At 40.8% G+C, this 12,381-nt stretch carries 15 protein-coding genes; 7 read left to right on the top strand and 8 right to left on the bottom strand.

Annotated elements, in window-relative coordinates; translation table 11 throughout:
* Window positions 1-142 precede the first annotated feature (142 nt).
* Entirely contained in the window at window positions 143-763 is a 621-nt protein-coding gene (locus JO943_RS01540; protein WP_005285721.1) for a YidB family protein, read from the top strand.
* Between the two features lie 93 nt (window positions 764-856).
* Here JO943_RS01540 and JO943_RS01545 read toward each other — a convergent pair whose 3' ends face one another.
* The 3 genes from JO943_RS01545 to speB are packed head-to-tail and all read right to left on the bottom strand — an operon-like array spanning window position 857 to window position 4,748.
* Entirely contained in the window at window positions 857-2,362 is a 1,506-nt protein-coding gene (locus JO943_RS01545; RefSeq protein WP_202739784.1) for a purine-cytosine permease family protein, read from the bottom strand.
* 52 nt (window positions 2,363-2,414) lie between these two features.
* Complete coding sequence (locus JO943_RS01550) at window positions 2,415-3,731, bottom strand: MFS transporter (RefSeq protein ID WP_202739785.1); 1,317 nt, start codon at window positions 3,729-3,731, stop codon at window positions 2,415-2,417.
* 54 nt (window positions 3,732-3,785) lie between these two features.
* Window positions 3,786-4,748: an agmatinase gene (gene speB, locus JO943_RS01555; RefSeq protein ID WP_032872497.1), complete on the bottom strand. Its 963-nt coding sequence runs from the start codon at window positions 4,746-4,748 to the stop codon at window positions 3,786-3,788.
* A 135-nt stretch (window positions 4,749-4,883) separates the two neighbouring features.
* Between speB and JO943_RS01560 the strand changes: the two genes are divergently transcribed.
* Complete coding sequence (locus JO943_RS01560; protein ID WP_376746148.1) at window positions 4,884-5,801, top strand: LysR family transcriptional regulator; 918 nt, start codon at window positions 4,884-4,886, stop codon at window positions 5,799-5,801.
* A 53-nt stretch (window positions 5,802-5,854) separates the two neighbouring features.
* On the opposite strand, the gene JO943_RS01565 is transcribed toward JO943_RS01560, so the two are convergent.
* The 4 genes from JO943_RS01565 to JO943_RS01580 all read right to left on the bottom strand — a co-directional run bounded on the left by JO943_RS01565 (window position 5,855) and on the right by JO943_RS01580 (window position 9,063).
* The gene (locus tag JO943_RS01565) at window positions 5,855-6,946 is read right to left on the bottom strand and encodes a porin (RefSeq protein ID WP_005230350.1); all 1,092 of its coding nucleotides are present in this window, start codon (window positions 6,944-6,946) and stop codon (window positions 5,855-5,857) included.
* A 253-nt stretch (window positions 6,947-7,199) separates the two neighbouring features.
* Complete coding sequence (locus tag JO943_RS01570; RefSeq protein WP_009515446.1) at window positions 7,200-7,613, bottom strand: HIT family protein; 414 nt, start codon at window positions 7,611-7,613, stop codon at window positions 7,200-7,202.
* A 95-nt stretch (window positions 7,614-7,708) separates the two neighbouring features.
* Window positions 7,709-7,978, bottom strand: coding sequence for a YARHG domain-containing protein (locus tag JO943_RS01575; RefSeq protein ID WP_005230352.1), 270 nt, complete (start codon window positions 7,976-7,978; stop codon window positions 7,709-7,711).
* A 707-nt stretch (window positions 7,979-8,685) separates the two neighbouring features.
* The gene (locus JO943_RS01580) at window positions 8,686-9,063 is read right to left on the bottom strand and encodes a hypothetical protein (protein WP_202739786.1); all 378 of its coding nucleotides are present in this window, start codon (window positions 9,061-9,063) and stop codon (window positions 8,686-8,688) included.
* A 403-nt stretch (window positions 9,064-9,466) separates the two neighbouring features.
* On the opposite strand from JO943_RS01580, the gene JO943_RS01585 reads away from it, so the two are divergent.
* From JO943_RS01585 to JO943_RS01605, 5 genes are all read left to right on the top strand, one after another.
* Entirely contained in the window at window positions 9,467-9,727 is a 261-nt protein-coding gene (locus tag JO943_RS01585; protein WP_202739787.1) for a hypothetical protein, read from the top strand.
* A 388-nt stretch (window positions 9,728-10,115) separates the two neighbouring features.
* Window positions 10,116-10,310 carry a hypothetical protein gene (locus JO943_RS01590; RefSeq protein ID WP_202739788.1) on the top strand — a complete coding sequence of 65 codons (195 nt, stop codon included), beginning with the start codon at window positions 10,116-10,118 and terminating at the stop codon, window positions 10,308-10,310.
* Between the two features lie 69 nt (window positions 10,311-10,379).
* Window positions 10,380-10,619, top strand: a complete 240-nt coding sequence (locus JO943_RS01595; RefSeq protein ID WP_032869159.1) for a hypothetical protein — start codon at window positions 10,380-10,382, stop codon at window positions 10,617-10,619.
* 343 nt (window positions 10,620-10,962) lie between these two features.
* The gene (locus JO943_RS01600) at window positions 10,963-11,163 is read left to right on the top strand and encodes a hypothetical protein (RefSeq protein WP_005230359.1); all 201 of its coding nucleotides are present in this window, start codon (window positions 10,963-10,965) and stop codon (window positions 11,161-11,163) included.
* Between the two features lie 137 nt (window positions 11,164-11,300).
* Window positions 11,301-11,894 (top strand): lysozyme, encoded by a 594-nt coding sequence (locus tag JO943_RS01605; RefSeq protein ID WP_032872503.1) that lies wholly within the window; start codon window positions 11,301-11,303, stop codon window positions 11,892-11,894.
* A 41-nt stretch (window positions 11,895-11,935) separates the two neighbouring features.
* Here the strand turns inward: JO943_RS01605 and JO943_RS01610 are convergent, their stop codons facing one another.
* Window positions 11,936-12,370 (bottom strand): N-acetyltransferase, encoded by a 435-nt coding sequence (locus tag JO943_RS01610; RefSeq protein WP_202739789.1) that lies wholly within the window; start codon window positions 12,368-12,370, stop codon window positions 11,936-11,938.
* Between the last annotated feature and the right edge of the window lie 11 nt (window positions 12,371-12,381).

Genomic DNA, 12,381 nt, shown 5'->3' on the forward strand with positions numbered 1-12,381 from the left:
AGCCGAACTTTCAATCCGATTGATATTTCAGAGCAAAGATCAGCGGCAAAGCCTTGCAAAATTTAACAATTTATCTTTGTGCTGTATTTTCAAAGCAGCGTATGCTTTTGGAATAAATAATTCCAAAAGGAACGTTTAGGTTATGACAGATTTAACCAATATTGTTGAAATTTTAGCGAAGCAAGCTTTAGGCGGTGGTCAGCAACAGTCAGGTCAGGCTGGTGGTTTAGGTGGGATTTTAGGTTCGGTACTGGGTCAACTGGGTGGACAACAGCAGAATACGCAAAATCAGCAAGGTGGCTTAGGCGGTATCTTAGGTTCGGTGCTGGGTCAATTGGGCGGTGCGTCAGGTTCAACCCAAAGCAATGCAACCGGTGGCGGTAGTACCGCACAAACTTTATTGATTGCCGTGTTACCTCTGGTTTTAGCCTGGATTCAAAAACAAGGTGGTTTACAAGGTGCCTTGGATAAACTGAAAAATGCCGGTCTAAGCAATCAGGTACAAAGCTGGGTCGATCCACAACAGCAAAATGCCGAAGATGTTCCTGCGCAGAATATTCAAAGCTTATTTGATGATCAGGATGTCGAGCAGGTTGCTCAGCAAACCCAAGCGCCTAAACAGGCGATTTACGGTGCGATCGCTTCGGTTCTACCACAAGTGATTGATTCATTGACGCCTCAGGGCAGCAATACCAATCCTCAAGAAGCCAATCAGGATATTCAGCAAGTGCTGAATCTGGTGAGTGGTTTTTTAAAGAAATAATTTTTCCTTCAAAAAAAAAGCCTGCTTGATCTAAGCAGGCTTTTTTCTGGCGAAAAGTTTATGAATTCAGCTTCTATATCCACTGAAAATGGCTTAGTTTGAAATAAATGATGAATGACATTGCTGCTTTGAACTGTCAGTCGCGAATGTGGGGCCATATACCGAGCTTGGTTCAGGAAACAGTTTGAGCAGTAAAGTATAAAGGAGTGCTGCAAGTACAATACTAATGGGTAGACTGAGATCCAGACCGTTGAAAAAATTCCCCCAGATCCCAATAAACTGATCCGGTAAATGCACAAAGCATAAGCCAATCAGGGCACTTGGAATCCATGCAATGATGCCACGCCAGTTCCAGCCATGATGAAACCAATAGGCACCGCCTTTTATAGCAGTTGCAAATACATGTAAATCATCATTTTTATAATACCCTCGACGCGATATAAATCCGATAATCATAATGATGATCCATGGACTGGTACATACCACAATCAGGGTGGCAAAAGTCATGACGCTTTGAGTCAGATTCGCTGCAAAACGGCCTATAAAAATAAACAGGATCGAGAGCAAGCCAACACAGATGGTCGCTTTAACACGGCTGAGGGTTTTTGGAAAAATACTCGACATATCCAAACCTGTACCATAGAGCGCCGTGGTGCCTGTAGATAAACCGCCAATCAGCGCAATCAGACATAAGGGGATAAAATACCAGGCCGGTGCAATCTGAATCAGCCCGCCAATGTAATTATTCTGCTGCATAAACATCGGTGCATGAGTTGCGACAATGGTGGCTGTCATAAGACCAAATAAAAAGGGAATAAGGGTTGCAAGCTGAGAAGCAAAAACTGCGACCATGATTTTGTGTGACGGAGTCTCTTTAGGGATATAACGTGACCAGCCACCCAAAAAAGTTCCAAAGGAAATGGGATTGCTAAATGCAATCAATGACGCACCAATAAAGGCAGCCCAAAAACCAGCTTGTCCTAATTGGATTTTTCCTGCATAGGCTGAATCGAATTGTTGAGAAAAAGCAAAAATACCTAAAAAGAACAATAGGCTTGAGGCAATCACCGCAATTCGGTTTACCAGTAGCATAAAACGGAAACCATAGATACAAATCACCAGTACCAGTAAGGCAAAGCCACTATATACCAGCGCGTAAAGCCAGTTGCTTTGAGAAGAATGATCGAATAAGCGTTGCGTGGCCCCAATCAGCGCGTCACCGGAGCTCCAGACCGATAGTGAAAAAAATGCAATGGCGGTAAGTAAGGACAGGAACGAACCGACAATTCTGCCGTGAACACCAAAATGGGCAGCTGAGGCTACGGCATTATTGGTTCCCGTACGCGCACCAAAAATTCCCATGGGTGCTAAAATACATGCGCCAAATACAACGCCACATAAAATTGCTAATAAACCTGCCTGAAATGAAAGACCCAGCATAATCGGAAAACTTCCTAGTACACAGGTCGAGAAGGTATTGGCACCGCCAAAACTCAGGCGGAACAGATCGAATGGTGTCGCCGTACGGGCATATGCGGGTATTTCTTCGATACCAAAACTTTCAATGTGTGTGATTGATTTAGAATTCTGTTTGTTCATATTGTTTTTCCTGCTTTATCTAAGGAACTTCCCTGGTCCTAAAATTTATAATTTAGGCGGCATCTCTTGAAACCTGCTGTTCTTGAGTCGATAAAGAGCTACGCAATTGCTTCTTCCTGAGATATGTAATGCCACAAATACCAATCAGAGAAAGCAAGGATAAAAAACTAAACAAAAGCGCCAAAGGTAACCATTCACCAGCATAGCGTTGTGCAAGCAAAGTCCCAATTAAGGGCGTAGTGCCACTTGTGATCGCTGCAATCATTTGATAGGAAATGGAAATACCGGAATAGCGTACTTGTGCAGGAAAAGCTTCAGCCATAAAACCAGCCACAACGGAATATAATGAAGACAGCGCAATCACAGCCAAGGTAATGCCTAAAACGATCAAATAAATATTTTTAGTACTGACCAGCATGAACATGGGATAAGGAACTGCGATACATAAAATAGCCGCCCAGAATAAAAAACGATGCGAACCAATTTTGCTGGCATACCATGCAGCCACTGGCATAGCAATAAATTCAAATACAGTTACCCAAAATAAGGCATCCAGAATGGTTGGGCGACTGATCCCTACATATTGGGTGACATAGGTAATCATAAAGGTATTGGTAAAAAAGAAACCCGCGGTGCCGATCGTGATTGAGAGCCCTGCAAAAAGTACCTGAGGCCAGTAATGCTTGAGTAACTCCTTGATGGGAAATTTTACAATTTCCTGTTTTTCCTGCATTTGTTTAAATTCTGGCGACTCTTCGACACCTAAACGTATTGCAAGGCCGATCAACATAAAAACGAAACTGAGCAGGAAGGGAATACGCCAACCCCAAGTGAATAAGTCCTGTTCATCTAATGAAGTAATGGCCCGAAAGACTAGCAGGCAAAGGATCAGGCCCGCTGGACTACCCATTTGAGCAAAAGAAGCAAAAAAGGTTTTCTTGTGTGCAGGTGCATGCTCACTGGCCATTAACACTGCGCCGCCCCATTCACCACCTACGGAAAGTCCTTGTAAAAAGCGCAGTACAATTAACAGTACCGGTGCCCATATTCCAATATGGTGATAACTCGGAATCAAGCCGATTCCTGTAGTGGCCAAACCCATTAACAGCATGGTAAATAGCAGCATCTTTTTACGGCCCACTTTGTCGCCCAAATGTCCGAAAATGACCGCGGCCACAGGTCGGGCAATAAACCCAACCGCAAAAGTGGCAAATGCAGCCAGCGTACTGGTTACCGGGTCGGTTTCAGGAAAAAACACCAGACCCAGAACCAGTGCGGCGGCAGTGGCATAAACATAAAAGTCATAAAATTCGATGGTTGTACCCACGAAAGCTGCAGCAGCAGCCCGTTTTGATTGATCTATTTTCATCCTCTGAAATCCTTGAGTCTGTCTTTATTTGATTCCTATCTTTTGTGAATACAATTACTTATGTATGGTGACTCCGGGTAGAACACATAACATTTCATACAGGAGATTGGCACCTAACAGAGAGGTATTGCCCGTCGTGTCATAAGGTGGAGAGACTTCAACTAGATCACATCCCACCAGATTTAAACCTTGGCAACCGCGGACAATTTCCATGGCCTGGATGGTGGTCAAGCCGCCAATTTCTGGTGTGCCTGTACCAGGTGCCCATGCAGGATCAATCCCATCAATATCAAAGGAGAGATAGACCGGCCCGCCATCGACTTGCTGTCTGACTTCTTCCATCAATGGTGCAAGTGATTTGTGCCAGCATTCTTCGGCTTGTACCACGCGGAAACCTTGTCGTCGGCTCCAGTTAAAATCATCTGCACTATAGCCTTGAGCCCGTAAGCCAATCTGGACAACGCGCTGGCAATCGAGTAAGCCTTCTTCGGCTGCACGGCGGAAGGTGGTGCCATGCGCAATTTTTTCGCCAAACATTTCATCATTGACATCGGCATGCGCATCAATATGAACGAGGCCAACAGGGCCATGCTTTTTATAGATAGATCTGAGAATCGGTAAGGTCAGGGTATGATCGCCGCCAAGTGTCAGGGGAATAATCGGATGTGCCAGAATACGATCATAATGTGCTTCAATAATGCGTACGGCTTCAGCCAGATTAAAGGTATTAATCGGAACATCCCCAAGATCGGCGACATTCAACGACTCGAAAGGCGCAGCGCCGGTTGCCATGTTATAAGGACGAATCATCACGGACTCAGCACGGATTTGACGAGGGCCAAAACGGGTACCGGACCGTAATGAGGTACCAATATCTAAAGGGATTCCGATAAAAGCGGCATCAAGGTCTGCAAGTCCTGCATCATTGTCTACCACGGGCAGACGGAGCATGGAGGCAATCCCCCCGAAACGAGGCATTTCATTTCCACCGAGAGGCTGGTTTAACATCTTGTTCATGTATTTCTCCTTTTTCTTATTTATTCACCACCCGCAAACCGGGTTAAATCCTATTTTTAAAAAACTTAGTTCAGATTTTTCTAAACTAATCTGATCATGGATGTTTTAAAATAAGGCGAGGAAATAAGGAAAAATATGATGGAAGACGTGGCCTATTCTGATATTAAATTAATTCGGATTTTTGTCAGTGTGGTAAGGAATAAAGGCTTTGCCAATGCCCAGCAGGATTTAAATCTTTCCACCTCTGCGATTAGTACCTATATGACTCAACTTGAACAAGTCGTGGGTTTTAAGTTATGTGAACGGGGACGAGGCGGCTTTTCGTTAACAGAAAAAGGAGAGATGTTTTTACAGGAGGCTAAGCGTATCCTGCATGAACTGGAGAACTTTTCCAGACACACGGCCCAGATTAAGGGAGAGTTAACCGGGACGCTGCGAATCGGCATGTTGGATTGTATGGTAACCGATCAGAATATTCCTCTGGATCAGATGATTAGCCAATTTTCAAAACAATATCCGCAGATCTATATCAAAATCCAGGTGCAGTCGCCGTATGAATTGCAAATGGGGATTCTGGAAAACCGTTTTGATGTTGCGATTGGTTCATTCTTTATGAAAATGAATGGGGTCATGTACCAGCCTCTGCATCAAGAACAACAATGGTTATTTTGCAGTGATCAACATCCCATGTTCGCACAACAGAACCTGACTGCGGACGTTATCCGGCAGGGCAAAATGGTCAGTCGGGGATACTGGAGTCATACCGAATTGGCAAAACAGGGATTTAAGCATTCATTTGCGACAGTTGACTCCATGGAGGCTCAACTTATTTTGATTTTATCTGGACAATATATCGGTTATTTACCGGAACATTTTGCCCAGCACTGGGTGGAACAAAAACGTTTAAAAGTTTTACTGCCTGCAACGTTTGGCTATAACGCGCCATTCTCGCTTATTTTTAGACGCGGCAGAACACAGGAGCAAGTGATTCAGAATTTTCGTAAAGTGGTAAAAAGCTTTTTTAATGATCAGCCGGTCCGGCCCAAAAAATAAAAGGGCAGATCCATTGATTGCCCTTTCATTTTTGATTAAGAACTAACTTCAGATTAGAAGTTATATTCCATACCTAAACCGATGGTTGTTTTCTTATCATCTTTTACTAACCAATCACGTTTTTGTTGACCTACCACACCGTAGAAACGTGTTTGTTTGTTGATTTGATAGTCAGCACCTACACCATAAAGATCTTGTTTACGATCATCACGGCCATTAACTTCAGTTGTAGAAGAAATATATTCTGCTTTTAACTTCACCGGGGTTGAAGGGATGGTATAGGCTGCTGTTACACCATAAGCATCTTCTTGTAAGCCCTTGTATGAAACGGCTGGTGAGCCTACCATTACTGTATCATCTGTTGGTTGAGCTGTTTGCCATAATGCACCAAACACAAGACCGTCAACGCCAGCTGGTGTCAGGTCGACAGAACCTGTAACACGGATTGCATCAGAATAAACACTGTTGTCGCCGCTCAATTCACTATAAGCATTGTATTTAGAAGCAACACCAAAGTTACCTGCAACTGCTGCAGCTAGACCCCAGTCTTTATTTTCATAAGTTAAAGAGGTTGACACACCATCGCCAAATCCATCACGGCTGCCTTTTTGGCCCTTAACATCGTTCTTAACAGCTGATGATTCTTCACCTTGCTGGAACATGATGTTAAATCCTAAACCACCCAGCAGTTTTTTATCTGTTTCAAAACCAATCACGTTCTTTAAACGATCTTCACCCACAAGAACTTTGGTCATATCCAATTCATTGTGATCGTTAAAAATATCCTGATTATTGCCGGCAGCAGTTTTGAAGTATGAGTCAAACTGACCTACTTTTAAGGTACCGATCCCATCAGATTTAAGACCTACAAAACGGTTACGGTTGCTGAACACATCACCGTCACCATCTGCACTTACTTGCCATTCAATCAAGTACACTGCAGAAAGTTTATCAGTCAGTTTTTCTTCACCTTTTACACCAATACGAGAAGCGTTTGAATTTACTTTAGTTACGCTTTCGTCTTTAAAGCCATTTTTATCAATTTGATCCAAAGTCACATTGAGCTTACCATACAATGTTGGTGCTGCTTGCGCTGCGTTCATGGCTAAAGTTGCTACAGTAGCAGCAAGAAGCAATTTTTTCATTGATATTTCTCCAAAACACTTTTTTGTAAATGGCCGATGCCTTAGTTACTGTTATAAGCTTGCTTGTGTACATAAAGTTACACAGCTCACTGACTTGTATGCAGTATCGGTAAACTTTGTGACAGAGAAGTGAAAGAAAAATGACAGTTTGATGACGATTCATATTTGGTAATAATTATATTTCTTTTTTATTTTTAACGAGTTAGAAAATAAAAAAACGGAGTAATAACTCCGCTTTTGACTAAACTGACATTTAAAGCTCAGCTTTGATCTTTTCAGCAAATGCTTTGATTTTTTCCTGATCACCCATTTGTGCCGCATGGCGACCCAGCTCATGCACAGAACTTGGAATCAGATGAAAGTGGACATGGGGTACGGTTTGACCCGCTGCGGCGCCAGACAGTTGCATCAGTACAATACCTTCAACATCCAGAGCTTTTTCAATCGCTCGTGCAACTTTTTGTACAACTTGAATGGTATAAGCCGCTGCTTCTGCAGGCAAGTCGAGTAGGGTAACTGCAGGAGTTTTTGGAATAACTAAAGCATGACCATCAGCTTGAGGCATGATATCCATGAATGCGAGTACCTGATCATCTTCATAGATTTTGATTGCAGGTAATTCACCACGCAAGATACGTGCGAAAATATTTTGGTCATCGTATGCCATAATTCATCCTTAAATAGGGAGTAGGTGCTTTAATATTGAAAATGCAGACTCTTGTTTAGAGTAAAGCGGAGTGCTTACACTCCGCGCAAAAGTGCTTATTTACAGTTCAGTTCTTTTTGACGCGCCTTGATGTCATCTAGACGTTGCTGCTCTTTATCAGAAAACTTTGGCTTAGTGGTATGGCAGTTCTCGTTACCATATTTTGCCTTTGCATCAGCATCTTTAAAACAGAATCCTTTAGATGCATAGATGAGATTATAGTCATCTTGTAACTTTTTACATTCTTGTTCTGGGGTTGCAGCGTGTACACTAACACCAGTAAGGGTAATTAGGCCTGCAAAAACTGCAACTGTTAACTTATTCATGAGGTGTTCCTCTAATCAAAAAGGTATAAACCAGTGCTGTATGAGAATAGATTCATATGGCTATTGGTCGCTACGTATATACCAATATAAGGTTTCTTAATAAAATTTCAATAAAACTCTATTATTTGAGTGTAATTTTACTCCACAATTTATCCTTATATTGATAAAAATCCTTTAATATCAAAGGTTTTTGTGTAATACCATATAAAATAAACAATTATGAGGATATTAATCGAACGTTATTACACTTAACTGAGTGCTATATAGCTATTTTTATTGAACTATTTTGATATTTGCCCAGACACCGATGTATTAACAAATCTAATCCTAAATATTGAATGAAGTATTTATTCAGATCACGATGAAAGGCTATAAAATCATTCAATCTATCGTTTTCAGTCATCTGAAAAAATGATCTATCCGTGGATAAACTGTTTGGGTGACTTTCTATGCATGGACTTAGAATATAAATCAACAAAAGAAAATTAATCTTAAAAAATGGCCTGAATGGTCAATAAAAACTGAATTACCCAACACATTAATATCGAAATGAGAAGGTGCTGAATATTCATTCAAGAGATTATATCCGTTGTTATTTTGAACAGTGCCCATCTGACATGATGATGATACTCCCAAAGGCTGCAAGTACAGCCTTTGAAAGGAAAATGGTTAGGCAAGGACGAGATACGCTACTGCCTTGATCGGGCTTAAGTCGCATTATATTGCGCATTACGAAAGTCGATACGCTGTTCTTTGCTGTAGCGCATTGTTTGGCTGTCAGCATTGCGTTTGATGGCACGGTGGTAGTTGATAATCCTTTTCAGATTACTCTTGAGCCATTTCATGGCCAGTTCATTTGAGTGAATCGGGCGGGGCTGACTGTCTATGGTATCTTTTACCAGCACCGTATTCCAATCAAAAGGCGCAGCCTGAATCCCACCAAAAAACTCGGTATCAAATTCAGGGGTGTAGTTCAAAGAAACTTTGAGCAGATAAATTTTGGGACCTAATCGAACATTAAAAAACCCATTTACATCTTTGCCCATATATTGGGCGAAAGGGGTTGTATAGCGTTGCTTTTGCATCACATGCTCCACAAAAATAAATTTTGAGCGGTGTGAGTTCGAGAAATGATGTCTTAAAGAAAAATAAAGTAGGGAGAGAGGAATATATTTCAGAACTCACCTTATTGATATGGTGATGAACTGGTCATATTTGCAGCACTTTGAAGTGATAGTGCGTCATAACTTGTCGGTTAGATTTTATCCAGTTGATAGTAAAATTGTCGGGCTAAAACATTGAATTTGAAGTTTCATATGGTCTAGGTCAATAGAAAGAAATTATAATTTATCTTATTGAAATAAAATAAAAAACATTTCATACTTTGGGGTTAAACAAATCTTATACGTCTATTTTTAGGCTATAATGATGCCATGCTCATTAAAATGAGTACGCTATCAAACACTCAATTTCATCAAGAAATTAAAAATGCTGACATATATTAAAAATAACTTTCCTGTTTTTATACTGCTGGTCATTGTTGTTGCAGGGTTGGGTTCTCCTTTTTTCACCGGACGATGGATTCTGGCTCCCAGATTAGTGGAAGTGGATAGTGAGTGCTACGGTGTAGATGTTCCGCAAAAGATTGAATATTCTAAAGTACTGCATTTTTGTTCATGTATTCATACCATTGCCATTGAAAATAAAGCAGAAAAGTATCGATACTGCACTCATTCCATAGAAAAATAATGCAATAGCGCTTAAGTGATGAAATGATTGGCTTGATGGTTTATCATAAGCTAAGTATTTATTTAAATTAGAGTTTATCTATGTATATTGTATTTATTATTTTAACGATATTTCTGGTCCTAGGCTGGATAGCGAAGATGACTAGAAAAAAATAAGCTTTGCTAGGAATCGACTAGGCAGTCAAAGTTTATATTGTGTAGCTGGGCTTTAAAGTTGCAGGCTTATTTGCATATTTTTGTTGATATGCGTCACACTTTGCTCTATATTCGCTTTGTTGTTTCATTATAACTAAACAACAATAACCCTCATTCAGCGCAAAAGAATAAAGGGCAAGCCTACTCCTCTGGAGTGGGCTTTTTTATTGATCAAAATAGATTAGAATATGGGGATGAAAAGATCCCGCCTTAAACCGACACCCGTCACCTCAAACTGGACCACCGAACAGGACTGTTTTCTGATTGAAAATAGTGGCTTGCCTATGGAGAAATTAATTTTAGATTTACCTTTTTCGGAGGACGAAATTTGGGCACGTAAAGCAGTGCTGGGATTGGTCCGTAGACAGAGACAAATGCAAAGAATCTAAAATAAATATTTAATTTATCAGTATTTTTTTATTGTATATGCTATAACAGCTCTTTATCAGGGGATGGATATGGCAATTATCACATTAAGAGATATCGAGACGAATAATAACCTCCGGGTCAAGTCAGTGATTGATCCGGGGATCAAGTTTGACGCCAGTGGGAAATTTGAAATTATTAAGAATATCAAATGGATGTTTGAAGATACAGAACTTGAAGTGCCCACAGAATTTCATGATACCTTGAATCACGCCAAACTCGACCAATATGTAGGTTTGCAATATGTGATAATCAAGATTGAAACAAACTGATTACTGTGTTTTTCATCTTCTGCAAGCCGTACTTTTAGCCCGGGCAGCCAAAAAGTCAGCTTGTTTATCAAATTAAGCATTCGCTAAATTAGCCGCAAGCTTAGGACTAGCTAAGTAATTTTATAAATCAGCAAGGCGAATGGTCGATATATACAATTTTCTATCCACCTGTGAATGTAACAAACTTATAGCAAATACAGTAAATCAGGCGCGCAGGCGCCTTTTTTATCGCTTAAACATACATTCTGAAGCATTGGTTACACAAATGATGTGTGTTCACTGTTGAATCTCCTGATCAATTATTCAAGCATGACAGGGTGAGTGTTAATAAAGGATAGAGGTCATGATTGATGAAAATAAGCCTTTGAATTTTGATGACGATAATGAAGCGCTGGATTTTGAAGATGAAGAATTCATTGATGATAAAAAAGAGGATGAGTTATATAACAGCATTACCAAAGATGGTTCGAGTGTAGATCCGGCAGATGACGGTGAAAAACATATTCGTCCTGAAGATGGTGATCCGATTGAAATTGAGGAATAAACGGGCCCGCTTCGGCGGGTTTTTCTTGGGTTATTTACCTCGCTAAGCTGTTGTTCATGTTGGGCATGAACGTTAATTATAAAATTTTTAGTATTGAGCTGAAGCAAAAGATGGCGTCAAAGCGTGGAAAATGCAGCATGAAAACAATTTTTGATTATTTAAAAAAGATTTTTGATTACAGGTCAGTCCAACATCGTCATCACAATCCAAGTCAGGGTTCTAATATTGCTACAGCAGTGGATGTTGATGCATCAATTGGTGTGGCGGTCGATCTGGATTATTCGGAAAGATCTATAAGTCAGGTGGGCGTTGATTTAATTACCGGTTTTGAAGACTTGAAATTAGCAGCCTATGATGATGGAACCGGGACATGGACCATTGGTTTTGGTACGACAGTTTATCCTGACGGCATTCGGGTCAAACCCGGTGATCATTGCAATAGAGAACAGGCAAAACTGTTTTTCCAGCATGATTTAAAACGTTTTCAGACTAGTGTAAATAATGCGGTGCTAGTCCCTCTATCTCAAAATCAATTTGATGCATTGGTTTCCCTCAGTTATAACATTGGCCAAAATGCGTTTAAAAGCTCTACACTGCTCAAGTGTTTAAATACTGGAGATTATCAAGCCGCAGCAGAGCAGTTTCTCGTCTGGAATAAAGGCGGAGGACAAATTCTCAAGGGACTGGTACGCCGCCGTGAGGTGGAAAGGGCGCTTTTCCTAAAAGGATAAAATCAATTTTAGATCACCGCTGCCAAACGTTCATATAGATTCTATGACTTCTCCCAAACCATGACATATTCCTTTGAATCTGTGGCTGTATCTAAGCTTTCATTTAAAATCCTGAACCCACGGGCTTGATAGAATTTCACACTATTTTTATTGTCTTGATATACATTTAATTGCAGGCGGTTTCTTATTTGTTGGGCGTATTGAATCAGTTGTTTGCCTATACCTTTGGCCTGATATTCAGGGGAGACAAAAATTGCGGCGACGGTATGGTCTAGCAATGCAATAAAACCATAAATATTGTGTATATCTTCAGCTAGATAAACTTCAGACATGGGCAGATAGGTGTCTTGCATTCTGGAACTATTACTTTGCCAATAATCTGCAGGAATAAAATGATGCGCCTTGATGGAAGCGGCTAGCCATATTTCTGTTAATACGCCGAAATCATGCGCGCTTGCTTTGCGAATCTTATACAACGTATTGCCTC

The sequence above is a fragment of the Acinetobacter sp. 'aerobic (ED)' genome, from assembly GCF_904886855.1.
In the GTDB taxonomy this organism is placed as follows: Bacteria; Pseudomonadota; Gammaproteobacteria; order Pseudomonadales; family Moraxellaceae; genus Acinetobacter; species Acinetobacter courvalinii.